This is a genomic window from Paenibacillus sp. J22FR5, assembly GCF_059691975.1.
Genome location: NZ_JCAUAN010000002.1, coordinates 478898 through 502459 on the forward strand (window position 1 = coordinate 478898; position 23562 = coordinate 502459).

Below are 23562 nucleotides of genomic sequence, written 5' to 3' on the forward strand. Positions count from 1 at the left end.
ATGACAGATTTTTTGAAGATAGAAGCCTTACCAATTGAAATTCGTACAAGTCTGGAAGAGAACAAACGGACTGTACATACAGCTGAAGATCGTAAATTGATAGGAGTCGCTGCGTATGAAGCACCAACTGATGAGCTTCTCACGGATGCGATTCTTTCACTCTTTTTAGGCAAAAATGTGCTGTTAAAGGGGCCAACAGGCTCTGGTAAAACGAAACTAGCAGAGCACGTTTCAGCGGTCTTCAATCAACCGATGCATAGCGTCAATTGTTCCACGGATTTGGATGCGGAGGCGTTACTAGGCTTTAAAACATTAACGCATGATGATCAGGGACGAAGTCAGATTGTTTTTATCCCTGGGCCGATTATGAAAGCCATGACCAAAGGACATTTTCTCTATATTGATGAAATTAACATGGCCAAACCGGAAACTTTGCCATTAATTAATGGCGTGCTTGATCATCGGAGATCCATAACGAATCCTTTTACAGGTGAAGTCATTACGGCTCATCCGAATTTTAGAGTCGTTGCTGCTATTAACGAGGGATATGTTGGCACGGTACCTTTAAATGAAGCGCTGAAAAATCGTTTTGTCACCATTGATGTTCCTTATTTGCAAGGTGAATTGTTGTTTCAGTTATTAAAAAGTCGCTCTGTGTTACGTGATGAGAAGCTCTTAAGTACCTTCGTGCAGCTCTCTGCTGACTTGCTTTCCCTGATTGAAATGGGGCAGCTGCCCGATGAAGCGGGATCCATCAGAGCCTTGTTAGATGCGTGTGATTTGGCGGCTTATATCCCACCTATGCGGGCAGTTACGCGCGCGATTGCGGATAAGCTAGAGGATGAAAGGGAACGTGCAGCTGTGATGAATACGGCTGAAACGTTATTATAATGCAATGTTCGTAGGTAGCCTTAGCCGATTGGATGATAAAATTGATGCCATGCTGCATATGCAGCTGGTTGATTTGGCTCGATTATTTACGAAACGCGGAAAGCTTGAAGTAGAGGCTGCGTTTCACGCGCACTATGATGAGAATGCCTCGCAAATGACTGTGAGTCAGTTTTGGTGGGATTATCCGCTGCGCGACAAAACGGCTGGTATGAAAAGCGATGTGTATCTGCGTTGTCTTGGCAGTGCTTGGTTTACGGGGAGTGAGGCAGTCGGCTCTTACCTTCACTATTGTTCGAATGCTAAGTTTCCAAAGCTGGCCAATAGCTTATTTGCACTTTGTGAAGATATGCGCTTAGAGCGGATTTGCCGCAGTCAACGTCCGGGTACGGGAGCTGTTTTTGCACATCGCCATCGCATCTTAGGTGGATATTTCCAGCATAAGCTCCGAACCCATATGAGTAAAGGGGAGCTCGCGGATGCTATGCTGTTGCTTGTGTATGGATGGTTCACGGGGAAGTCGTGGCAGAGTGGGTTATTTGAAGCTGGACGTGAGATATCTGGCCGTTTAACTGGGCTCTATGCCGTATTGGAACAAGTAGAAGAAGCGACGCATACCTCCGAGGTTGCAACTTATTGTGAAAGGATAATCGACGCGTTGTCGGGTTGGTTGGAGCGTGATGCTGTGGCTGCGTATTTCTGGACGCAGCAGGGAAGCGGCATCGCGGCTCCTCTGCCTGCGGATTATAAAGGCGAGCTGAAGCGCGCGAAGCGGCTCGCCAACGATGATGTGCTCCCCGAGCAAGAGGGGGAGCGTCAATTGCCAGGCCAAGAGCGTCTGCCGACTTGGCATCGCGAGAGCAGCGACCGCAGCGCAGGACTGCTGCGGTTCGAGCTAGAGCGCGGCGCACGCACCGCCGCGCAGGGCTCTGCGCCCCGTGAGGGCGATGCCGCCGACCAGGCGCTCGCCATCACCCAGGGGCGCTCGCAGCGCGCCCAGCGCACCGGCGCCGCCGCTGAGCGGCGCCAAGGGGCTTCCGTGCCCGCGGCTGCGGGGCACGGGGAGGGCGAGGTCGCCGCGTATGCGACGGCGACCTGGCTCTTGCCTGAACGTCCTACTGCTGCGCAGGAGGACGGGTTCAGGCGCCTCCGCGAGCGCGCAGCGCTGCTCGCGAAGCCCTTGCAGCGTGAGATACGACGCACGCTGGAGCAGAAGCGGATCGCCCCGCGCGGCGATCGCCTGTTTGGGCGGCTCGACAAGCGGCTAACGCGAGCCGTCACGCAAGAGCTGCCGCGCCTCTTCTATAAGAAGCGCGCGCCTGCACCCCAGCTAGACGCAGCGTTCGCGCTGCTCGTCGACTGCTCGGCGTCCATGTATGACAAAATGGACGAAACCAAGCTCGGTCTCGTGCTATTCCACGAGACCTTGAGAGATCTGCGAATCCCCCACGAAATTGTGGGATTCTGGGAGGACGCGGACCGCGTCACAGAGCAGGAGGCACCGAACCTGTTTCAGGTTGCGGTGGACTTCGGCTCCTGCCTCGCGGACGGGAGCGGAGCGGCTCTGATGCAGCTAGAGCCGCAGCAAGACAATCGCGATGGCTTCGCAATTCGCGAGATGACGAAGCAGCTGCTGCGGCGCACAGAGCGGCAGCGCATCCTCCTCGTGTTCTCGGATGGGGAGCCTTCAGCAGCCAACTACAACGATGTCGGCATCCTTGATACGCACGAAGCCGTTCTGCAAGCTAGACGCATGGGCGTCGAGGTGATCAGCGTGTTTCTCGCAAACGGAACCGTGCACGAAACACAGCGGAATGCGATGCGTAATATGTATGGGCGAAGCAGCATTGTTGTTCCGAACGTCGAGGAGCTGCACGAACAACTCGTGCCGATTTTGCGCAAGCTCTTGCTGAAATCGATTCTTACTTGAGAGTAAACTCCAGTTATTTTATAAGATTTTCGGTTATCACCCCAATATCCTGAAATTAACTGGAGAAAATCCATTTATCATCCCAAATTTATCCAAAAGCAGCAAATTTACTTTACTTTTTTCCGTTACTTGGTATCCACTTTTCAGCTAGAATTCGTTGGCAATTGCAATCCGGATTATCTATTAATTACTTTCAAAAGACAGATCTCATCTATCTTTTAACCTCAAAATCCAGTACAATAGATCAGGGTCATTCTAGGTAAATTTCGCCAAACTCCGACAAATATCGGATGAATTTCATAGGCAACAAACATTTATAGCTTGAACTCATCATTCATTTAGGAGGCATGTCATCATATGTACGGAGCACCCTTATCTAACAAATCCAAGAAAATCATGCTGCTTGGCTCTGGCGAGCTTGGTAAAGAAGTCATTATTGAAGCGCAGCGTCTCGGAATTGAGACGATTGCCGTAGATCGTTATGCGAACGCTCCAGCAATGCAGGTTGCACATCGCAGCCACGTAATTTCTATGCTGGATGGCGAGCAGCTTCGTGCGATTATCGAAAAAGAACAGCCTGATCTCATCGTGCCCGAAATTGAAGCCATCGCTACTTCTGTTCTTGTCGACCTAGAAAAAGAAGGCTACCGTGTTATCCCCACGGCGACAGCTTCCCGTTTGACGATGGACAGAGAAGGGATTCGTCGACTTGCTTCCGAAACTTTGGGCTTGCGCACAGCCAAATATGAGTTTGCCAATAGTCTTGAAGAATTGCACGCAGCTGTTTCGGTGATCGGGACACCTTGTGTGATCAAGCCGATCATGAGCTCTTCCGGCAAAGGGCAAAGTGTTTGCCGCACGCCTGAGGGTGTAGAAGCTTCGTGGAACATTGCAATGGAAGGTGGACGTGCCAAGAACGCTCGTGTCATCGTCGAAGAATTTATCCATTTTGAATCCGAGATTACTTTGTTGACGGTTCGTTCTGTTTCAGGGACAACATACTGTGAGCCAATCGGTCACATTCAAAAAGACGGTGATTACATCGAATCCTGGCAGCCGCATACGATGTCTGAACAGCAAATTATCGATGCCCAGCAAATGGCAAAGACCATTACGGACGCACTCGGAGGCCATGGGCTGTACGGCGTTGAATTATTCCTTTCGGCAGATGGAGTTTACTTCAGCGAAGTATCACCGCGCCCTCATGATACCGGTATGGTTACGATGGCTACTCAGGATCTTAGCGAGTTTGCGCTGCACGCAAGAGCCATTCTCGGATTCCCGATTACGGGAGTTCGCTTGTTAACTCCTGGTGCAAGTTACACGTTAAAAGCAGATCGCGAGCAAGTTGAATATACGATTAGTGGTATTGATGAGGCGTTATCCGTACCGAATACGCAAGTTCGTGTGTTTGGCAAGCCGGAAACAAAAGTAGGTCGTCGTATGGCAGTAGCCCTTAGTTCTGGGGAAACGGTGGAAGAGGCGCGCAGCCTAGCTAAAGAGGCGGCTAGTAAACTCACTTTGAATTACAACTAAAACAAGTATGACTGCAGTATCTATGCCATGTCTGAGGTCATCATCCGGAGGCAAGCACTATGGAACCCAAAGCAGCAAGACTGTCTCGAACCGTGTTGACAGAAATTATTTTGCCGGCGGACACGAACTACCATAACACTGTGTTTGGCGGTCGTGTTATGCAGTATATAGATAAAGTTGCAACCATCGCATCGATGCGACATTGTCGTAAGAGCGTGGTAACAGCCTCGAGCGATAGCTTGGATTTTTTTGCTCCGGTTAAGCTTGGCGAGGCGATTCAGTTGGAAGCATTTGTCACGTGGACGCATCGCAGTTCGATGGAGGTTTATGTGAAAATTGAGTCGGAGAACCTTCTAACCGGCGAAAAGAAACGTACAGCCACTTCGTTCCTTACTTTTGTCGCATTAGATGAGCAGGGACAGCCAAGTCCCGTGCCTGGCATTATCGCAGAGACGGATGAAGAGAAACGGTTGTTCGAATCCGCGGAGGCGCGTTTTACTGCCCGCAAGCTGCGCAAAGAAACACGTTTATAAGAATTCAGTCTACATGTTACATGGAGCAGTTCCCGCGAGGGAGTTGCTTTTTTACGTTGGAAAAGGAAGGAATAACTGGATAGTTATTGAATAGTAGAAGAGGATTCAAGGTTGTATCCAAAACAGGTTACAAGAAAGGCTGCCCAATGAAGACGAGAACTAAGAAGATTTGGCTTACAAGTGTCATCGTAGTTGCAACTGCTGCCATATCCTATCTCCTAACAGATAAGTACCTTATTTTAGATAAAAGAGACCAAACGTATGGGATATATGATTTCTTACCTACTCTTATCGATGCGGAAGTGGAAGTCACTGGAACGGGTAAGCAGCATGTCGGCGAGGAACTAGTATCGACCAATATTGTTATCAAAAAAGTACTCAACATGAAAGATGGAATAAACCTTAAACAAGGCGAAGAAATAACGGTTTATGAACGATATGAACTTCTTTCAAATCGGAATCTTTATCCCATACCTTTAATGCCAGGACGTAGTGTTACAGGGATGGGAACGGGGTATCAACGATTAAATAAAAATGAATCTGGAACTGTAAAGTTATTCTTGGATAAAACCACCGGTCGAATCTGGGTAATATCTGTTATAAGGAAGTAATGGAAACTTTTTCTACACCACAACTTTTTACTTGCTTTTGAAGTCAAATTTAAAGGAGGAGTAAGCTTCTCTATGTCATTTTGGAAGATAAGGATGAAAAATCAATGGAACTTGTTGATATTAAGCAACGTATAGGCAAGCGATTTCCATTCTTATATGGGCTCCGTGTCAAGCAACTCATGTTAAAGCGACACATCATGAATCTAAATCCTAGCGTCAAATATGCTCGTGGTAAAGGTGCACAGATGCTTGCATATACAGCGAAAAAGCATAAATCGATTTTACGGCGAGTGCTTGGAAATACGGATCCTATTTTACAAGAAAATAAAATCGTGAATTTGAAAATCGCTCTGGAGCATGTAGATGGGATCGTGATTCATCCTGGTGAAACTTTTTCCTTTTGGAAGCTAATCGGTGTGACAAGTAAAGAAAAAGGATATATCGAGGGCCTCATGCTATCGCATGGCGAAGTTCGTGTTGGAACGGGAGGTGGGCTATGTCAATTAGCGAATATGCTTTACTGGTTAGCTTTACATACACCGCTAGTGATAAAAGAAAGACACCATCACAGCTTTGATCTTTTTCCGGACGACCGCAGAGTAATTCCATTTGGGACGGGGACGAGTGTTTTTTATAATTACGTAGATTTGCAATTTTATAATCCGACACCACATCGCTTTCAATTCAATCTTGAGGTGACAGAGGAGTACTTAGAAGGCACGATATCCTGCAATGCGGATTTACCTTTTAGTTATAAAGTGAAAGAGAAGAATCATGAATTTTATCAAAAGGCGAACAAATGGTACAGAGGGAATGAAATATGGCGGCAAAAGATCAACAAACAAGATGATTCGATGGTGGATGAAGAACTGGTTAATTTGAATCATGCAGAAGTCAAATATATGAAATCAAACGTATCCCAGGAGAACCGATGAAGAAAGAACATGTAAAGGATTTTCTCATTTTTGGTTGGAAACAGGCCTTATGCTGCATCTTTCCAGTTGTCATATTTTTGACTTTGGCTGTATCCAAAGCTGTGCCGTTGCCTTTCATGCATCGCTATGATTTCATTTTACTCGTGTGCATCCTTGCACAAATGGTATTGGTGTTGACGAAGCTAGAGAGCGTAGATGAACTCAAGGTTATCACGGTATTTCACATCATCGGACTTGGACTCGAGTTGTATAAAGTGCACATGGGTTCGTGGTCTTATCCAGAGGAAGGGTGGACGAAAATAGCTGGTGTCCCGTTATATAGCGGCTTCATGTACGCCAGTGTGTCTAGTTACGTGTGTCAGGCATGGAAACGATTCGATTTACATCTTGTCCATTGGCCTAGAACTTCTGTTGCGATCCTGATGTCGATAGGAATTTATGCCAATTTTTTTACACATCATTTTACGTATGATATCAGGTGGATTCTCATTTGTGGGATAGTAATTCTGTTTTACAAATCCAATATTCGGTTCACGGTCACGACCAAGACCTATCATCTGCACACGATACTTTCCCTTGTGTTAGTTGCTTTTTTTATTTGGCTGGCTGAAAATATATCCACCTTTCTTGGCGCTTGGCGCTACCCTGATCAAGAAATTTCTTGGCGAATTGTTCATTGGGGTAAAATTAGTTCATGGTTTTTGTTGGTGATAATCACCATCATCATCGTGGCAGAATTGAAACGGATTAAATATCCGGAGCAGGTTGAAGGTGCGACGCTGAAATGGAGCCAAGAGGAGGCGGTCCATCATCTCAAAAAATGAACTTATCCCATGCCCAGGCTGCCAACTGGAGCTTCCAAATCGACATCTAGCAGCGATGGATCGCTTTCATACTTCAGGCGAGTGCTGGGAGCTCTATGGCGAATTAACTGCGTATAACATTTCGAGAAACGATGTCAATTTCACACATCAGACGTGTGTGGACGCGTATGGTGCGCAGCATGCAGGAGGTAATTCGAAGCCGATCACGACGATCTTTTCATTGGTTGGCTTGTGCTTAGCAATCGAGGATGGATTTACGGGGAGAAGGGTGCAGCAGGCGCATATGGCTTTGTCGAAATGGCCCAAAACATGGACACATTTACAACCACCTCAACAAGGCAGTGAGCTCACAGTACTAGATGTATTACGAGCGACGGGAGATGAGGAAAGGGATGTGGTGATTCAGTTATGGGCGCGAGCTGTTTGGAAAAGCTGGGACTCCCAGCATGACTTGATCCGCAGTATTTGTGCAAAATTGATTTGAAATTAGTGAGCGATTACCTCATTTAAAATAACCCCCAGAGTACTCAAGCTCTGGGGGTTATTCGTCTAAACTTTATTTTTACTTAGCTCCGCCTTCGGCAAGGATCGTCTCCCAAATAGCGCCTTTACCGTAAAGCTCTTTGTTCACTTTATCCCAACCGCCCAGGTATTCGATATTGAATAGACCAGCAGGTGTTGTGTAGTTTTTCTCATATTGCTTAGCGACTTCTGGAAGCACAGAACGGAAACCTTTATCAGCAAACACTTTTTGAGCATCAGCAGAGAATAGGTAGTTATAGAAAGCTTGAACAGCTTCACGATTACCATGTTTATCAACGTATTTATCAATAATTGCAACTGGATTCTCAATGGAAGTCGTGTATTGTGGAATCACTTCTACATATTTCTTACCGGATTGAATACGAGCAACAAGTTCGTTTTCGTAAGTAATGATCGCATCGCCTACACCTTTATCGAAAGTCGTGAGGGAATCGGCGCCGCTCTTATCGAGTACTTTAATGTTTTTGTAAATTTTAGCTACGAGATCTTTGGCAGCAGCAGGATCTTGTTTACCAGCGGCTTCGGAAATTTTGAGACCAGCACCATAGACGGCATTGATATCCCATTTAGCGCCACCGGACGTGCTCGGATTCGGGATGAGGACTTCAACACCTGGCTTAGTTAGATCAGACCAGTCTTTAATTCCTTTTGGATTCCCTTCACGTACACCAATAGCTGCAATAGAGGTTGTTACGAAACCTTTGAATTTGTTGTTTTTCCAGTCATTTGTGATTAAGCCTTTTTCTACGATTTTTTGAATATCGCCTTCGAGAGAAAGTGGAGCGATATCAGCTTCGAAGCCTTGTATGATGGCTGTAGCTTGTGAACCGGATGCCACATAGGATTCTTGGAATTCAACCGTTTGACCTGTTTTCTTCTTATAGTCTTCTTTAAATTTAGGTAAGATCACTTCAAAGGAATCCTTCAAAATGGAGTAAGCCCCGATGGTGATGGTTACTTTACCGCCTTCGGCTTTCGGTGTCGTACTTGCTGCAGCTGTTGCAGCAGTTGTTGCCGCGGCTGTAGGTGCACTTGTGCTACCCGTTTTCGTCGTGCCGGATCCGCATGCTGTTAGCGTAATACTTGCTGTGAATAAGGCTGCAGTAACAAGGCCAAGCGTTTTGAAATTTTTCATGGTTAACAACTCCCCTTCTTTTCTAAAGCTTATTTTTTATTGATTATATGAAGACAGGCTGTGGATCTTGTTTGGCCTGATTATCAATCCAGGTTGTACCTGATTGGGTAAATACAGAAATCTGATGGATAAGAATGTTGACTTCATCACCAACTTGATAAATGCGTTCTTTCACAGGTTGATAAGCAAAAAGTTTGAGATGACCTGTATCCATTTCCAAATACCAGGAATCCCCGCGGAAGTGGACATGGGTGACTTTGCCTTTCTCGCCGGCAGTTGCTAAATGACTAACGTTATGTGGACGAACCTCGATATTTTCAGGCCGGATCAACACATTCACATCAGAACGCCATTTGCCGTTTTCTTGAAGATCCTCAAGTGTAGGGAATCCGACAAGCGGTGTATAGGTAGAAAGGACGTTAGATTCACCAATGAAGGACGCTGCGAAAGAAGAAGCAGGCTTCGTATAAATTTCCCAAGGACTTCCTTGCTGTTCGATTTTCCCGCCTTGCACCAGAATTATTTCATCAGCAACCTCGATCGCCTCATCCTGATCATGCGTAACGAATAGGGTCGTTACTTTGAATTCATTGATGAGATTTCGCAGCCAAACGCGAAGCTCTTTGCGAATTTTGGCATCGATTGCGGCAAAAGGCTCGTCGAGCAGAAGAAGCCGCGGTTCAGGCGCTAAAGCTCTAGCGAAGGCAACCCGTTGGCGTTGTCCGCCTGATAGTTGGTGCGGATATTTGCGCTCATGGCCCGCAAGCCCCATCAATTTCAACAGATAGGCAACGCGATCTTGAATCTCGGCTTTCGACTTCTTGAGCACCTTCAACCCATAGGCGACGTTGTCAAACACCGTCATATGCTTGAAAAGCGCATAGCTTTGAAAAACGAATCCAATGCCTCTTTCCTGAACAGGGAGATGAGTCGCTAACTTGCCATCGAAATAAATATCGCCGCCAGTTGGATTTTCAAGTCCAGATAACATCCGCAGGATGGAGGTTTTACCACCACCGCTCGGTCCAATCAATCCGACAAGATGCCCTTCTTGTATTTTAAAATTAACGTCTTTGATTGCATGAAATTCACCATAATGTTTATTTAGGTTGGTCACTTCAATGTGCATGCGGGGATCCTCCTCCATTGCTTCTCGTTGCTTCGCTTCTTCGTTTCAACCATTCTAGTGCTAACAAAATCGTGATGGATATAAGACCTAATACGAAAGCCACGCTATTGGCTGCTACGAGTTGGAATTGTTCAGCGTCTTGATAGACAAGTGTAGTGGCCGTTTGAGTTTGATTAATGATGTTGCCAGATACAACCAAGATGGATCCGAATTCACCGAGCGACCGAGCGATAGTCAAAATCAAACCATACACGACGCCCCAGCGAATACTCGGCCACGTCACTTGGAAGAATGTACGCCATGGGCCAGCACCTAAGGTGGCAGAGGCTTCTTCTGATTGTGTGCCGATTTCTTCAAGTAAAGGAACAACTTCACGGACCATCAAAGGAAATGTGATAAACATGGTTGCGATCACCATACCAGGAATGGCATATACAATTTTCATGTTATGGTCTTCCAGGAAAGCGCCTAGCGCGGTATTTGGACCGAAAATTAAGATCACCATTAATCCCACAATGACAGGTGATACCGCAAAAGGGAGATCAATTAAGGCATTAATGATGGGCTTTAGCCAACGAGAGATCCAAGAGCCTCTTACAATTTCTAAGGAAATATAAATACCGATAATGGCATTGAGCACAGTTACGATGGTGACGATGATCAACGATATTTTCAATGCGTGTAGAGCTTCGGGACGAACAAGTGCATCAAGGAAGGCACGCGGACCATCTTCAAATGCGCCAAAGGTAATTCCCAAGAAAGGCAATATAATTAGTAGGAATATAACCAAAAAAGAAATACCGATTAATAATCTTCTCATGCTAGCCGCCCCTTTCCGCGAGTCCATACATGAATTCCCCATAGAATCAGAACGGAGAGTGTCAGGAGGACAAGTGAGATGGCAGCTGCACCTTCTGGATTGTAGTTCTGCGTTTCACCATATATATAGACTGAGGCCACCATTGTTTTCCCAGGTAAATTACCGGAGATAAGGGAAATGGCACCAAATTCTGCGAGTGAGCGGGAGAAAGCGAGCATGCTGCCGGCAATCGTACCGGGTAAAAGAGCTGGTAGTATAATGCGCCAGAACGTATAGAATCTGCTAGCGCCTAATGTGAAACTTGCTTGCTCTTCAGCTGGATCGATTTGCTCCAACAAAGGCTGAACCGTACGAACAACGAATGGAAAAGTTACGAAGACAAGACCGATAACGATTGCGGTTTGATTATATAGAAGCTTAATCCCCGCATGATCTAGCCAAGTCCCTAGTGGACTTTGTGGTCCTAGTAGGGTTAGAAACATTAAGCCAGCAACTGAGGTCGGGAGTGAAAAGGGAAGATCAACCATGCTGTTAAGAATACTCTGTCCGCGGAAACGATAACGGACGAGAACGTATGCGATGATCGTTCCTACCACTGCTTGAATCACTGTCGCGATAATACTGAGCTTAATCGTTAATACAATCGACTTCCATGCTAAAGGTCCTGTGACTTCTTTCCAAAAAGGTTCCCATCCTAACGAAAATCCTTTAACATAGATGGAAGCAATGGGGATAAGAAGAAACACAATTAAGTAGCCTATAAGCACGGATCGAACCGTCGCTTTAAAAACCTTGTTACGCATGGAACACCACCTATTCTCATAAAACATACTAACTTACTTGGTTTTATAAAAATGACTATAACAGCGTCAGGATTATTCTGTCAATACGTTTTTGAGGAATATATGCATGGTGTTAGATTTTTCTTTTAGCATATAGTAGAAGCTAGGCATTTTTTTCGATTAAACCGTAGAAGGCATAAAAAGCGGTGTTAACATGAGTTTCAAATCTAAAACCAAGTATAAAGGTGTAATTTAAGACATTTACATACTGGGTCGACCAGATAAGCCTTAGCAGATCTTAAAGGTAAAAAGAATGTTACTTCTCAGGGTTCTTACATAAGCCGTTACTTACTTGACTTCGCTCAAAATGATTGGATAATTTAAGTAAATGATGCATTGACACCTTTCATTTCCCGTGCTAATATGAATTTACATTCTAATTCCGAGTAAGTTCATCAGAATAATATGAGTAATGAAAGGGAGTTACCAGCATGGAGCATGCCATCACGATTCAAAGCGACAATGTCGAATTAGCCGCAACGTTACATTACCCTACACAGCAACCCTCAGCGGTTCAAGCCGATTGTCAGCGTTGGCCCTTAATCATCATTTGTCACGGATTTATTGGGAGTCGAATCGGTGTTGACCGGCTTTTTGTAAAGGCGGCTCGTTCTTTTAGTGCACAAGGTTATTTTGTACTTCGTTTTGATTACGGCGGTTGCGGAGAAAGTACAGGGGATTATGGTGCAGGTGGTCTAGATGTACTTATTGAACAGACACGCCGCGTGATTGATTACGGTGTTTCCATTGATTGTGTGGATCTCAGTAGAGTAATTCTGTTAGGACATAGCTTAGGCGGAGCCGCAGCAGTCCTGACGGCAGCTAAAGATCATCGTGTGAAAACACTGGTACTTTGGTCAGCTGTTGCACATCCACATAACGATATTATGCGTATCGTCGGCAAAAACGAGTATGAGAAACTGCCTCTGGGCGGTACGATCGATCATCATGGTTATAGACTGACAAGTCGATTCTTCGAATCCTTATCTCAGCATCAACCGTTTGAACAATTACGTAAATTTACTGGGGATGTTTTTGTGGTCCATGGAACTGCTGACGAAACGATACCTGTCGATTATGCGCCGTTGTATCAAAAAATGTTTTGGTTGCGCAAAGAAGGACAATGTGACTTGGAGCTCGTGTATCAAGCTAACCATACGTACTCGACATCACCATCAACAACTGAATTGCTGGAGAAAACGGGGAATTGGCTGAATTATACCTATAAACGAAACAAAGAGTGGAACGATTGGACAATTTAATTTGATTTGGAGGCATGAGGATGGCGAAACCATTGGAATTAGATGAAATTTGGGTAGAGCGAATTAAGCAAATTTTGGATGGACTCGAATATGGATCTGTGCAAATCGTTGTTCACGATGGTAAAATAACGCAAATTGATAAAACAGAGAGAAAGAGATTCGAAACCGCGGCAATCCCGCAAGCGCAAGTCCCTTTGCAAGCTGTGAAATCGAACAAACAAAAAAGTAAAGTATAGTTATAGTATGTTAATGCACTCATACAGCGGCCCTCTTTCCTATAGGAAAGGGGGCTGTTTTCATGCGTCAGAAGACGTATACTAGAGAGGAATAAAAGCGGGATTTGGAAGGGGAATCTTATGCGTAAAGGACACTTTATTTGGGAAGATGCGCAGGGAATCAAACACTATGTGTACGAGTGGCTTCCTTCAGAAGAGGTAACGGTGGAGGGCATCGTGCAAATTGCTCATGGAATGGCAGAAACAGCTGCCAGATATGAGCGTTTAGCCGAAGTGTTAACGAAAAGTGGATATGCCGTCTACGCGAATGATCATTTGGGGCATGGCCAAACGGCTGGATCACTGGATGCTGTAGGCAAATTTGGCAAGGATAGCTTTCATGCCATAGCTGCAGCTATGGGTCAAATTACCTTGCAAATTCGTTCGCGATTTGAAGATAAAATGCAAGAGACGCAAGATAACAGCCAAGAAAAAAAGGCAGATTCTCTGCCGCTCTTTATGTTAGGGCATAGTATGGGCTCATTTTTAACTCAGTATTATATGGTGTCACACGTAGAGCAGTATCCCGATCATGTTCAGGGCTTTATTTTATCAGGCTCTAATGGAAAAGAAGGTGCAGCGCTTGGAGTTGGCATTGCGATTGCGACTTTGGAAGCCGCTTTCCGTGGAGATCATTTTCGGAGCTTGCTGCTGACGGCGCTCTCTTTTGGGACCTTTAATGCCCGATTTAAGCCGAATCGTACACCATTTGATTGGTTGAGTAGAGATGAGCGTGAGGTAGATGCTTATATCGACGACCCATACTGTGGTGGAATCTTTACGTCAGGGTATTTTAGAGACTTCTTCAAAGGTTTGAAAGAAATTCATCAACCTAGTCATGTGAAGCGAATACGCAAGGATATCCCGATTTATCTATTTTCAGGTGATGAAGATCCTGTTGGCGGACAAGGCAAGGGTGTGCGCAGACTGATTGATGCCTATGAGAAACTTGGGGTTCAGGATGTCAGCTATAAGCTTTACCCTGGTGGACGACATGAAATGCTGAATGAAATCAACCGGGATGAAGTTATGAGGGATATTATTGCTAGGTTGGATGCTTGGGTGGGGAAGGGGAAGTAGAGGAATGTAGGGATAAAAAAAGCTGTTCCTGTTGGCCTCGAATGGCTGGCAAGGAGCAGCTTTTTTTTGCTTCAAACTAAACGTTTCGTTCCAGCTGTACACGTATGCCTCCGCGGTCGATTTGAATCCAGTATTCACGATTCGTTCATTCTCTACGCGGTAAACTGCGCTAGCAATTTCGATAATAGTCTTACCAGTCTGCTTTACGCCAGCAGCTTCTTAAACTCCTCGGTCAGCAGCGGCACGACCTCGAACAGATCGCCGACAATACCGTAGTCGGCGACTTTGAAGATCGGCGCCTCCGCATCCTTGTTGATGGCGATGATGACACGCGAAGAGCTCATCCCCGCCAGATGCTGAATGGCGCCGCTTATGCCGCACGCGATGTAAATTTCCGGCGTCACGACCTTGCCGGTCTGACCGATCTGCATCGCGTATTCGCAGTACCCCGCGTCGCAGGCTCCGCGGGAAGCCCCAACCGCGCCGCCTAAAACGGCAGCCAGCTCTTCGAGCGGCTGGAACCCATCGGCGCTGCGCACGCCCCGTCCGCCGGAGACCACGATCTTGGCTTCAGCCAAGTCGATGGCGCCGGACGTTTTTTTCACGACCTCCCGGATGATGCTTCGTAGGGAGGGAGCGGGATAGGCAACATCGATGATCGTAGCTTGACGCGACGCGTCAGGCTCACTTGCTGCGATGTTGTTCGGTCGTACAGTGACGACCCATGGTGCGTCAGGGTCGGTAAACGCTTTCTTTTCGACAGCCTTGCCAGCGTAAAGCGGTCGTGTAAACAGCACGTTATCGCCGCTCCGCTCGATGGCGGTTACGTCGGAAATCTGGCCAGCGGATAGCGAAGCTGCGGCCAGTGGAGCAAGATCTCGGCCCATTGCCGTGTGGCCGAAATATAAAGCATTTGGTCCCGCAACCGCAGTCACAGCGAGCAATGCACTTAGATAGGCCTCCGAGTTGTAACTTTCCAATAAAACATCTTCAACGACATAAATGGTTTCTGCACCATAAGCGGCAAGCTCGCCGGCCAAATCTTTGCTTCCAGCGCCGCCAATCACAACGGCAGCTAATGTATCACCGTCCGCAGCAGAAAGTTGTGCGGAACGTAAAGCTTCAAAGGATACTTGACGAAGCTTGCCACTGCGAGCCTCTGCAACTACGAGAAATTGTTTTGCCATCGATGTAACCTCCCTAGTTTTTAATCGTTTCGGGGTCCCCGCAAAGTAACTCGAATACACGTCGAAGGCATACGTCACTTTGTGGGGTAATGTTAAATCACTTTGGATTCGTTACGCAGTGCTTGAACGAGTTCAGTTACTTGGCTGGCAAGATCACCTTTGAGGATGCGGCCAGCTTTGCGCTCAGGCGGTAAAGATAAGGCCAGGCGTGCTGTTTTGGCCAGAATGGCATCTGCGCCAGTAATATCATCAAGGGTTAGGTGTAGGAAAGGTTTTTTCTTCGCCTTCATAATACCTGGAAGCGAAGGGTAGCGTGGTTCATTTAAACCTTGCTGAGCGGTAAAGAGAGCAGGGAGTGGGACCTCAATCACTTCGATATCCCCTTCGGCATCGCGGTGAACGACCGCTTGTTCGCCTGCAATATCCAGCTTTGTAATTGAAGCAACATGAGGCAAGCCAAGTAGAGAAGCTAGTCGGATAGCAACTTGACCTGCTCCGTTATCGACGGAGAAGTTCCCGCCTAATACTAGATCCACAGATTGGTCACGCAAATACTGAGCCAAAATTTCAGCAATTTCAAACTCATCGCCCAAAATCCGATCATCGGAGATCAACACGGCTTCGTCAGCGCCCATCGCGAGTGCAGTTCGAAGTGCTTCAGCGGTACGATCAGGCCCGATTGAAAGAAGGGTCACTTTACCGCCATGCTCATCGCGCAGCTGAATAGCTTGCTCAACCGCATACTCATCGTATGGATTAATCACAAACTTCGCGCCATCCTCTTGAACGACGCCATCCTGCAAGACGATTTTCTCCTCTGTATCAAACGTTTGCTTCAATAATACAAAAATGTCCATGTCCAAGCTCCCTTCTGAATATACATGAAATAGAGTTACCTTTTGATCACGAAGTATTTCAAGACGCATACTCGACATCGAATCTTGCATTCACCTTCTCGGTGCTGAAAAGTTGACATGCTGAACTTTTTATTCACGACTCAATGCCTCTCAAGAAAAAATCAAGTGTTGGGTCAACCTGAGCCGTTAAGGAATATTTCTGGCCGGAAATCAGCCAAGATGTGACGACTTCATCCATGCCCCCAAAAATAAGTAGCCTTACCAGCTTCACATCCAGATCCGAACGGAAGCTGCCGTCACTCTTTCCTTTTTCTAATATATTTTCAATGAGGATAATATATCTCTTGAGGGCAAGGCCAATCTCTTTGCGAAGCTCCAAATCACTTTGACGCAGCTCAATTTGCGTGAGATAAGCCATATGAATGTTGCTTTCTAATTCGCTAAAATGAATTTCACAAATTTTGCGTAAAGCTTCTTTCGCGCTCATACTTTCTCGGACTGCATTGTTGAATTTCTCAACAAGTTCGCCTAGTTTCTCTTGAAAAAGACAAGTTAAGATATCCTCCTTCTTTTTGAAGTACAGATAAATAGTGCCATCTGCGACGCCGGCCTCTTTGGCGATACGCGAAACCTGCGATTTGTGAAAGCCGTTTTCAGCAAATACTTTCATCGCACCTTCGAGAATCGCATAATACTTGTCTGGTTTTTTGCCACTTGTCAAGAAGATCACCTCGGTGTTAGAATACAGATATCGGTGAATGAATACTCATTCATTTTCGTAATATCATCATAAAATACGTAGTACGCCTTGTCAACGACTTATTCCGCTTAACCAAGCAAGTAGGGAGGTTTGTCGGCTTACTTTTCACAATGAAGCATGTTTCTACTCTTATTAAAAAGGGACTAATGGAATTTGCTTTTTTCTGATTGGATAATGTAAACGTTTACATGGAAGATGGTTAAAAGATATGGAACTACGTTCCGTCTCTTCGGTGCTATTAAATTAAATACAAAGGAGGGTCCTCCATGATCGGTTCGCTGATTCAGTTTCTCCTTTTTTTGGCGGTTACGGGTTTGGCGCTCTTTGGGTTCGGCCGGATCGTTTATCACCGATATTTATATATCCAGTTGGGGAAATCGGTGAATTTAAAGAAAGAAGCGAAGACGAGGCTCCAAGGTTTTATGGTTCAAGTGTTTGGCCAGACGAAGTTATTGAAGGATAAAAAGAGCGGCATTATGCATATCGTGATCTTTTATGGCTTCATTATTCTACAGCTAGGCGCGCTCGACCTAATTTTAAAAGGATTAATTGACCGAGGGTTACCGATTCCTGGATACAAATATTTCACACTCATGCAGGAAGTAACGGTTGGCTTGATCGTACTGGCTATGGGCTATGCAACTTATCGCCGGTACATCGAAAAGCTCAAACGTCTCAAACGAGGCTGGAAGCCAAGTATTGTTGTATTTTTTATTATGTTCTTGATGCTATCCATAGTTGTGAGTGGCGGCTTTGAACGTGTCCGGGAAGGTCTCTCAGCTTCAGGCTTCGCCCCGCTGACCTCAGCATGGGCTGCCTTATTCGATGGAATATCATCTTCAGCGGCAACAGTTGGTTTCTATGCAGGCTGGTGGATGCATCTGCTGATTCTGCTATCTTTCCTCATATATGTGCCGCAGTCCAAGCATTTTCACATTATTACCGCTCCAATCAACATCTTGCTGCGGCGCACCGAGCCAATAGGCAAACTGGCTTCACTGAATTTGGAGGATGAAGAAGCGGAGTCGTTCGGTGTCGGCAAAATCGAAGATTTTACGCAAAAGCAGATGTTGGATTTCTACTCTTGTGTAGAATGCGGACGATGTACGAGCGTGTGTCCCGCCAATACGACAGGCAAACTGCTGTCACCGATGCATCTCATTACGAAGCTGCGCGATCATTTGACAGATAAAGGTGCGGCGATCACCTCAAAATCACCTTGGGTGCCTGCCATGTTGTTTGCGCCGGAATCGCAAGGAGATCCGTTAGAGGTTGAGTTGATAGGCGGTGTGATCACCGAAGAGGAGCTTTGGGCTTGCACAACTTGTCGTAACTGTGAAGATCAGTGTCCAGTCGCGAATGAGCATGTGGATAAAATCATTGATATGCGCAGGCACTTGGTGTTAACACAAGGCAGTATGCCTCATGACGGCAGGCGTGCTCTGCAGAATATCGAGAGACAAGGTAACCCATGGGGGATCTCCCGAAACGATCGTGTGAAATGGGTCAAAGAGGTAGACCCTGAAGATGCGCTTCAAGTGCGAACGGTTAAAGAGAATCCAACATTTGAGTACTTGTTCTTCCTGGGTTCGATGGGAGCATACGATAATCGCAGCCGCAAAATTACCCATGCATTCGTGAAATTAATGAAGGAGGCTGGTATCTCTTTTGCCATATTAGGAAATGAGGAAAAAAATTCCGGTGACACGCCTCGTCGGATGGGGAATGAATTCCTGTTCCAGCAGCTGTGCGCGGATAATATTACGACTTTTCAGAAGTACAAGGTGAAGAAAATCGTCACGACATGCCCGCATACGTACCACACGTTCAAAAATGAGTATTCGGAATTTGGCCTAACTGCTGAGGTGTATCATCATACGGAACTGCTGGACTTGTGGGTTAAAGAAGGGCGCTTGACTCCGCAATATGAGGTTAATGAGCGCATCACGTATCACGATTCCTGTTACTTGGGCCGTTATAACGAGGTGTATGAGGAGCCGCGAAATGTGTTAAGGGCGATCCCTGGCGTGGAACTTGTGGAACAAGCGCGTTCCCGAGAGAACAGCATGTGCTGTGGAGCCGGAGGCGGCATGATGTGGATGGAAGAAACAGCGGGTACTCGTGTGAATGTGGCGCGTACGGAGCAGTTGTTGAGCGTCAAACCAACAGTCATTTCCTCCGCATGTCCTTATTGCTTAACGATGGTTGAGGATGGCACGAAGCTGAAAGAAGTAGAGGAACAAGTAAAAGCGCGAGATATCGCGGAAATTCTTGCACAATCAGTGTTTGGTCTGACTGAAAAAAGGGTGTAGCGAATGCTTTCGAAGCTAGGTGTTCTATCGAAAAACTTAGGTAATGCTTTCGAAGCTAGTTTTTCTATCGAAAAACTTTAAGGAGATGATTTCATGACAACTATTCGTACGGCTGCAGTAATTGGCTCGGGTGTAATGGGTTCCGGTATTGCTGCGCATTTAGCCAATGTAGGTATTCCTGTCTTATTGCTCGACCGAGTGCCTGAGCAGCTTTCACCACAAGAAGCAGCAGCAGGACTCACGCTGGATCATCCTAAAGTACGTAATCGTTTCGCCGTTAGTGCCATGGAAAAGCTTGCGAAAACGAATCCGGCACCTCTGTATAGCGAAGCTTTTGCATCGCGCATAACACCAGGGAATATCGAGGATGATTGGGCGAAGCTGAGCGGGGTCGATTGGATCGTTGAAGTCATCATTGAGAATCTGCAAGCCAAGCAAGAACTTATCGCACGTATTGAATCGGTATGGAAACCTGGAATCATCGTGTCCTCAAATACATCGGGGATTTCCATCAATGCCATGGTCGAAAACGCTGGGGCCGCATTCAAAAAGAGCTTTTTAGGAACTCATTTCTTTAATCCACCGCGTTACATGAAATTATTGGAAATTATTCCGAATGAGCAGACGGATCCAGCTATTATTACCTTCATGACTGATTTTTGTGAGAAAAAGCTGGGCAAGGGTGTTGTTCAAGCCAAGGATACGCCTAACTTTATTAGTAACCGGATTGGTACGTATGGGCTTTTGATTACGCTACGTGAAATGTTGGCGAAAGGATATACAGTTGAAGAGGTAGATGCGGTTACAGGACCTGCCATGGGGCGGCCGAAAAGCGCAACTTTCCGCACGTTGGATCTGGTTGGACTCGATACCTTCGTTCATGTTGCGAACAATGTGTTCGAACTTGTGACGGATCCTGTAGAAAAGGATGTCTTCGATACACCTGCACTCCTGAAAGAGATGGTGGCCAAAGGCTGGATCGGCGAGAAGCAAGGTCAGGGCTTTTATAAGAAAGTGAAAAACGCTGAAGGCAAGGAAATTCAGGCTCTAAATCTAGCAACGATGGAATATTCAGCCAGCCGTAATATTAGTTCAGCATCCTTGGAAGCCTCCAAACAGGCAAAGGGAACAGTTGCAAAGATTAAAGCGTTATTGGGCGCGAAGGATCGGTACTCGGAGCTGGCGTGGAACATTTTGAAGCCAGTTCTCCTCTATGCGGCTGAGAAGCGCGATGAAATCGCGGATAACATCGTGGACATCGATAATGCGCTCAAGTGGGGCTTTAACTGGGAATTGGGACCTTTTGAAACATGGGATGCGATTGGTTTGAAGCGTTCCGTTGATCGCATGGAAGCGGAAGGCAGCACAGTCCCTGACTGGGTAAAAGTGTGGATTGCTGCGGGTCACGATAGCTTCTATGAACGGCAAGAGGGTCGAACCTTTGCAATCCTGAATCAGGAGCTTCGAGAGGTTGAGTCCAGACCGGAGATCATTTCACTTGCTGCGCTCAAACAGCAAAACAAAGTCATCCGCTCGAACAGCGGAGCGAGTTTAATTGATATCGGAGATGGCGTGGCTTGCCTGGAGTTCAATTCCCCGAACAATGCGATTGGCGCGGATATCCTTACGATGATTGGGCAAAGTGTGGATGAGGTACGAAGTAATTATCGCGGGCTGGTTGTCGCAAATGAAGGTAAAAACTTCTGCGTCGGTGCCAATCTGATGCTGTTGCTGATGGAGGCGCAGGATGGCGAATGGGACGAAGTGGATGGCATCATCCGATTGTTCCAAAACGCCATGCTGAAGCTGAAGAGATTGGATAAACCTGTGGTTGCTGCCCCTCATAAAATGACGCTTGGCGGCGGAGTAGAAGCCTGTATGCCGGCGGATCAAACGATATTCTCTGCAGAGACGTACTACGGACTCGTTGAAACGGGGGTAGGTCTAATCCCTGCCGGCGGCGGATGCAAAGAGTTGGCGATGCTGGCCAGTCAACAAGTGAGAGACCCCGAAGTTGATCTACAGCCTTGGATCAATGCCGTGTTCGAGACTGTGGCGATGGCGAAGGTATCCACGAGTGGCCATGATACGAAACGTCTCGGCTATATGCGAGCGCAAGATTCTGTCGTTGTAAATTCGGATCATAGAATTTATGAAGCGAAGCAAGCGGTGCTTCGGATGGATGCAGCGGGTTACACACCGCCAGCACAAGAGAAAATCCGCGTTGTGGGTGAGAACGGGAAAGCGGTTATGCAGGTCGGTGCATACACGATGCGCAAAGGCGGCTATATCTCATCTCATGACCAATTGATTGCGAATAAGCTCGCACATGTGTTGGCTGGAGGTAATGTACCAGCAGGGACGATGGTGACGGAGCAATACATGTTGGATTTGGAGCGCGAGGCATTCTTGAGCTTGTGTGGTGAGCTTAAGACGCAGCAGCGGATGCAGTATATGCTTTCGAAGGGGAAGGCTTTGCGGAATTAGCTTGCGTGCGGTGATGCGTAAAGCTGTGGTGAGTGGTAGGTAGATTGATTGGCGGGTGGCAGGAAAGGTACGCGGAGGGAAAAAAGAGACGCTATTTGTGCTCAATAACCCTGGCTTTGTAGTGAAGGGGAACTACAGTGCGCTATTTGTTCCAAATCTGAGCATTTGGCTTTAATTTCGAGAGAATAGCGTACTCACGTTCCCTTACGCGCCCAAATAGGCTGAAATGACTGAAATAGCGCACTCTCGTTCCCTTTAGGGATAGAAGTGAGGCTGAAAGATCACATCGTGACCCTAGAGTACTTGTTAACCGGATGAATATACAGAAATGTTAAATGTGAAATTTTTATCCAATTATTCCTAATGAGGTGAGTTCGATGAAGGAAGCCGTCATTGTATCCATAACACGTACCGCCGTTGGGCGCGCGAAAAAAGGCAGTTTCGCACAAACGCGCGCAGAAGATCTAGGCAAAGCCGTACTCGAAGAAGCTGTACGGCGTGTACCCGGACTCGACAAGGGTGATGTCGAGGACATCATTATCGGGTGCGCGATGCCCGAAGGCGAGCAAGGGCTGAACTTTGCCCGCACAATGTCGCTGTATGCGGGCTTTCCTGTGACCGTGCCAGCGATCACGGTCAATCGCTTCTGTTCCTCCGGCTTGCAAGCCATCGCTTATGCGGCGGAGCGCATCATGCTCGGCCACGCCGAGGTGATCATCGCCGGAGGCGTGGAGAGCATGAGCCACGTCCCGATGACGGGCTTCAAGCTCTCGCCGCATCCGCGGCTCGTCGAGACCATGCCCGAGGTGTACATGGGCATGGGGCACACGGCCGAAGCCGTCGCGGAGCGCTTCGGCATCTCGCGCGAAGCGCAGGATGGCTTCGCGACGCGCAGCCATCAGAAGGCGGCGGCTGCAATCGCCGCCGGTCGCTTTACCGATGAGATCGTGCCGGTGAGCACGAGCGTGAAGGGCGTGGACGAACGCGGCAAAGCCTACGTTCGTGAGTACGTGTTTGCCACGGATGAGGGCGTTCGCCCTGATACATCCGTGGAAGGCCTAAGCAAGCTGAAGCCAGCGTTCAGCTTGGGTGGCTCTGTGACGGCGGGTAACGCGTCACAGACGTCGGACGGCGCAGCGGCGGCCGTACTGATGAGCCGCGAGCGCGCGGAAGCGCTCGGGCTGAAGCCGATGGCGACGTTTCTGTCGTTCGCGCTTTCCGGGGTGGAGCCGGAAATCATGGGCGTTGGGCCCGTCAAAGCGATCCCGAAGGCGCTGCAAATGGCAGGTATTTCGCAGGATCAAGTCGATCTCTTTGAGATTAATGAGGCTTTTGCTTCGCAATGTGTTCATATTGTGCGCGAGCTCGGTATTGATGAGGAGAAAGTGAATGTGAATGGCGGGGCGATTGCCCTTGGTCATCCGCTTGGCTGTACAGGAGCGAAGCTTTCAACAAGCTTGATATATGAGTTGCAGCGCCGCGGCGGCGGGTATGGCGTCGTATCGATGTGTATTGGCGGGGGTATGGGAGCGGCAGGTGTTTTTCAAGTGCATGCTCCTGAATAATCGCGTGTAGAGATCGCAATGTTTAATATCCAATCAAAGGAGAGTTGTCTC

At 47.1% G+C, this 23562-nt stretch carries 21 protein-coding genes; 14 read left to right on the plus strand and 7 right to left on the minus strand.

The window, feature by feature from the left end:
* The 8 genes from AC58P7_RS05510 (at window position 1) to AC58P7_RS05545 (ending at window position 7741) form a co-directional block, all read left to right on the plus strand.
* Window positions 1-891, plus strand: a complete 891-nt coding sequence (locus AC58P7_RS05510; RefSeq protein WP_497340917.1) for an ATP-binding protein — start codon at window positions 1-3, stop codon at window positions 889-891.
* Window positions 892-919: 28 nt separating this feature from the next.
* Window positions 920-2818, plus strand: coding sequence for a nitric oxide reductase activation protein NorD (locus tag AC58P7_RS05515; RefSeq protein ID WP_497340613.1), 1899 nt, complete (start codon window positions 920-922; stop codon window positions 2816-2818).
* Window positions 2819-3175: 357 nt separating this feature from the next.
* Window positions 3176-4354, plus strand: a complete 1179-nt coding sequence (gene purT, locus AC58P7_RS05520) for a formate-dependent phosphoribosylglycinamide formyltransferase (RefSeq protein ID WP_497340615.1) — start codon at window positions 3176-3178, stop codon at window positions 4352-4354.
* A 59-nt stretch (window positions 4355-4413) separates the two neighbouring features.
* On the plus strand, window positions 4414-4887 hold the full coding sequence (locus AC58P7_RS05525) for an acyl-CoA thioesterase (RefSeq protein WP_497340617.1): 474 nt from the start codon (window positions 4414-4416) through the stop codon (window positions 4885-4887).
* Window positions 4888-4973: 86 nt separating this feature from the next.
* Complete coding sequence (locus AC58P7_RS05530; protein ID WP_497340619.1) at window positions 4974-5498, plus strand: hypothetical protein; 525 nt, start codon at window positions 4974-4976, stop codon at window positions 5496-5498.
* 104 nt (window positions 5499-5602) lie between these two features.
* Entirely contained in the window at window positions 5603-6433 is an 831-nt protein-coding gene (locus AC58P7_RS05535) for a VanW family protein (RefSeq protein WP_497340621.1), read from the plus strand.
* The gene (locus AC58P7_RS05540; protein ID WP_497340623.1) at window positions 6430-7257 is read left to right on the plus strand and encodes a DUF817 domain-containing protein; all 828 of its coding nucleotides are present in this window, start codon (window positions 6430-6432) and stop codon (window positions 7255-7257) included. The genes AC58P7_RS05535 and AC58P7_RS05540 overlap by 4 nt, the downstream gene beginning before the upstream one ends.
* Window positions 7258-7261: 4 nt before the next feature.
* Window positions 7262-7741, plus strand: coding sequence for a DUF5946 family protein (locus AC58P7_RS05545; protein WP_497340919.1), 480 nt, complete (start codon window positions 7262-7264; stop codon window positions 7739-7741).
* Window positions 7742-7819: 78 nt separating this feature from the next.
* Here AC58P7_RS05545 and AC58P7_RS05550 read toward each other — a convergent pair whose 3' ends face one another.
* The 4 genes from AC58P7_RS05550 to cysT are packed head-to-tail and all read right to left on the minus strand — an operon-like array spanning window position 7820 to window position 11687.
* Window positions 7820-8935, minus strand: a complete 1116-nt coding sequence (locus AC58P7_RS05550) for a sulfate ABC transporter substrate-binding protein (RefSeq protein ID WP_497340625.1) — start codon at window positions 8933-8935, stop codon at window positions 7820-7822.
* A gap of 43 nt (window positions 8936-8978) precedes the next feature.
* A complete protein-coding gene (locus AC58P7_RS05555) occupies window positions 8979-10064 on the minus strand; it encodes an ABC transporter ATP-binding protein (protein ID WP_497340627.1) in 1086 nt (361 codons plus the stop codon).
* Window positions 10054-10884 (minus strand): sulfate ABC transporter permease, encoded by an 831-nt coding sequence (locus tag AC58P7_RS05560; protein WP_497340629.1) that lies wholly within the window; start codon window positions 10882-10884, stop codon window positions 10054-10056. The genes AC58P7_RS05555 and AC58P7_RS05560 overlap by 11 nt, the downstream gene beginning before the upstream one ends.
* The gene (gene cysT, locus AC58P7_RS05565) at window positions 10881-11687 is read right to left on the minus strand and encodes a sulfate ABC transporter permease subunit CysT (protein WP_497340631.1); all 807 of its coding nucleotides are present in this window, start codon (window positions 11685-11687) and stop codon (window positions 10881-10883) included. Before cysT ends, AC58P7_RS05560 begins: the two co-directional genes overlap by 4 nt.
* Window positions 11688-12157: 470 nt before the next feature.
* Between cysT and AC58P7_RS05570 the strand changes: the two genes are divergently transcribed.
* From AC58P7_RS05570 to AC58P7_RS05580, 3 genes are all read left to right on the plus strand, one after another.
* The gene (locus AC58P7_RS05570) at window positions 12158-12988 is read left to right on the plus strand and encodes an alpha/beta hydrolase family protein (protein ID WP_497340633.1); all 831 of its coding nucleotides are present in this window, start codon (window positions 12158-12160) and stop codon (window positions 12986-12988) included.
* A gap of 20 nt (window positions 12989-13008) precedes the next feature.
* Complete coding sequence (locus tag AC58P7_RS05575; RefSeq protein WP_497340635.1) at window positions 13009-13224, plus strand: YezD family protein; 216 nt, start codon at window positions 13009-13011, stop codon at window positions 13222-13224.
* Window positions 13225-13344: 120 nt separating this feature from the next.
* On the plus strand, window positions 13345-14343 hold the full coding sequence (locus AC58P7_RS05580; RefSeq protein ID WP_497340637.1) for an alpha/beta fold hydrolase: 999 nt from the start codon (window positions 13345-13347) through the stop codon (window positions 14341-14343).
* Window positions 14344-14546: 203 nt separating this feature from the next.
* Here AC58P7_RS05580 and AC58P7_RS05585 read toward each other — a convergent pair whose 3' ends face one another.
* The 3 genes from AC58P7_RS05585 to fadR all read right to left on the minus strand — a co-directional run bounded on the left by AC58P7_RS05585 (window position 14547) and on the right by fadR (window position 17108).
* Window positions 14547-15530 (minus strand): electron transfer flavoprotein subunit alpha/FixB family protein, encoded by a 984-nt coding sequence (locus tag AC58P7_RS05585; protein ID WP_497340639.1) that lies wholly within the window; start codon window positions 15528-15530, stop codon window positions 14547-14549.
* Between the two features lie 92 nt (window positions 15531-15622).
* Window positions 15623-16387, minus strand: coding sequence for an electron transfer flavoprotein subunit beta/FixA family protein (locus AC58P7_RS05590; RefSeq protein WP_497340640.1), 765 nt, complete (start codon window positions 16385-16387; stop codon window positions 15623-15625).
* Window positions 16388-16520: 133 nt separating this feature from the next.
* Window positions 16521-17108 carry a fatty acid metabolism transcriptional regulator FadR gene (gene fadR, locus AC58P7_RS05595; RefSeq protein WP_497340642.1) on the minus strand — a complete coding sequence of 196 codons (588 nt, stop codon included), beginning with the start codon at window positions 17106-17108 and terminating at the stop codon, window positions 16521-16523.
* A 305-nt stretch (window positions 17109-17413) separates the two neighbouring features.
* Between fadR and AC58P7_RS05600 the strand changes: the two genes are divergently transcribed.
* The 3 genes from AC58P7_RS05600 (at window position 17414) to AC58P7_RS05610 (ending at window position 23511) form a co-directional block, all read left to right on the plus strand.
* Window positions 17414-19459: a (Fe-S)-binding protein gene (locus AC58P7_RS05600; RefSeq protein ID WP_497340644.1), complete on the plus strand. Its 2046-nt coding sequence runs from the start codon at window positions 17414-17416 to the stop codon at window positions 19457-19459.
* A 93-nt stretch (window positions 19460-19552) separates the two neighbouring features.
* Window positions 19553-21946 (plus strand): 3-hydroxyacyl-CoA dehydrogenase/enoyl-CoA hydratase family protein, encoded by a 2394-nt coding sequence (locus tag AC58P7_RS05605; protein WP_497340646.1) that lies wholly within the window; start codon window positions 19553-19555, stop codon window positions 21944-21946.
* Window positions 21947-22323: 377 nt separating this feature from the next.
* The gene (locus tag AC58P7_RS05610) at window positions 22324-23511 is read left to right on the plus strand and encodes an acetyl-CoA C-acyltransferase (protein WP_497340648.1); all 1188 of its coding nucleotides are present in this window, start codon (window positions 22324-22326) and stop codon (window positions 23509-23511) included.
* The last annotated feature ends 51 nt before the right edge of the window (window positions 23512-23562 follow it).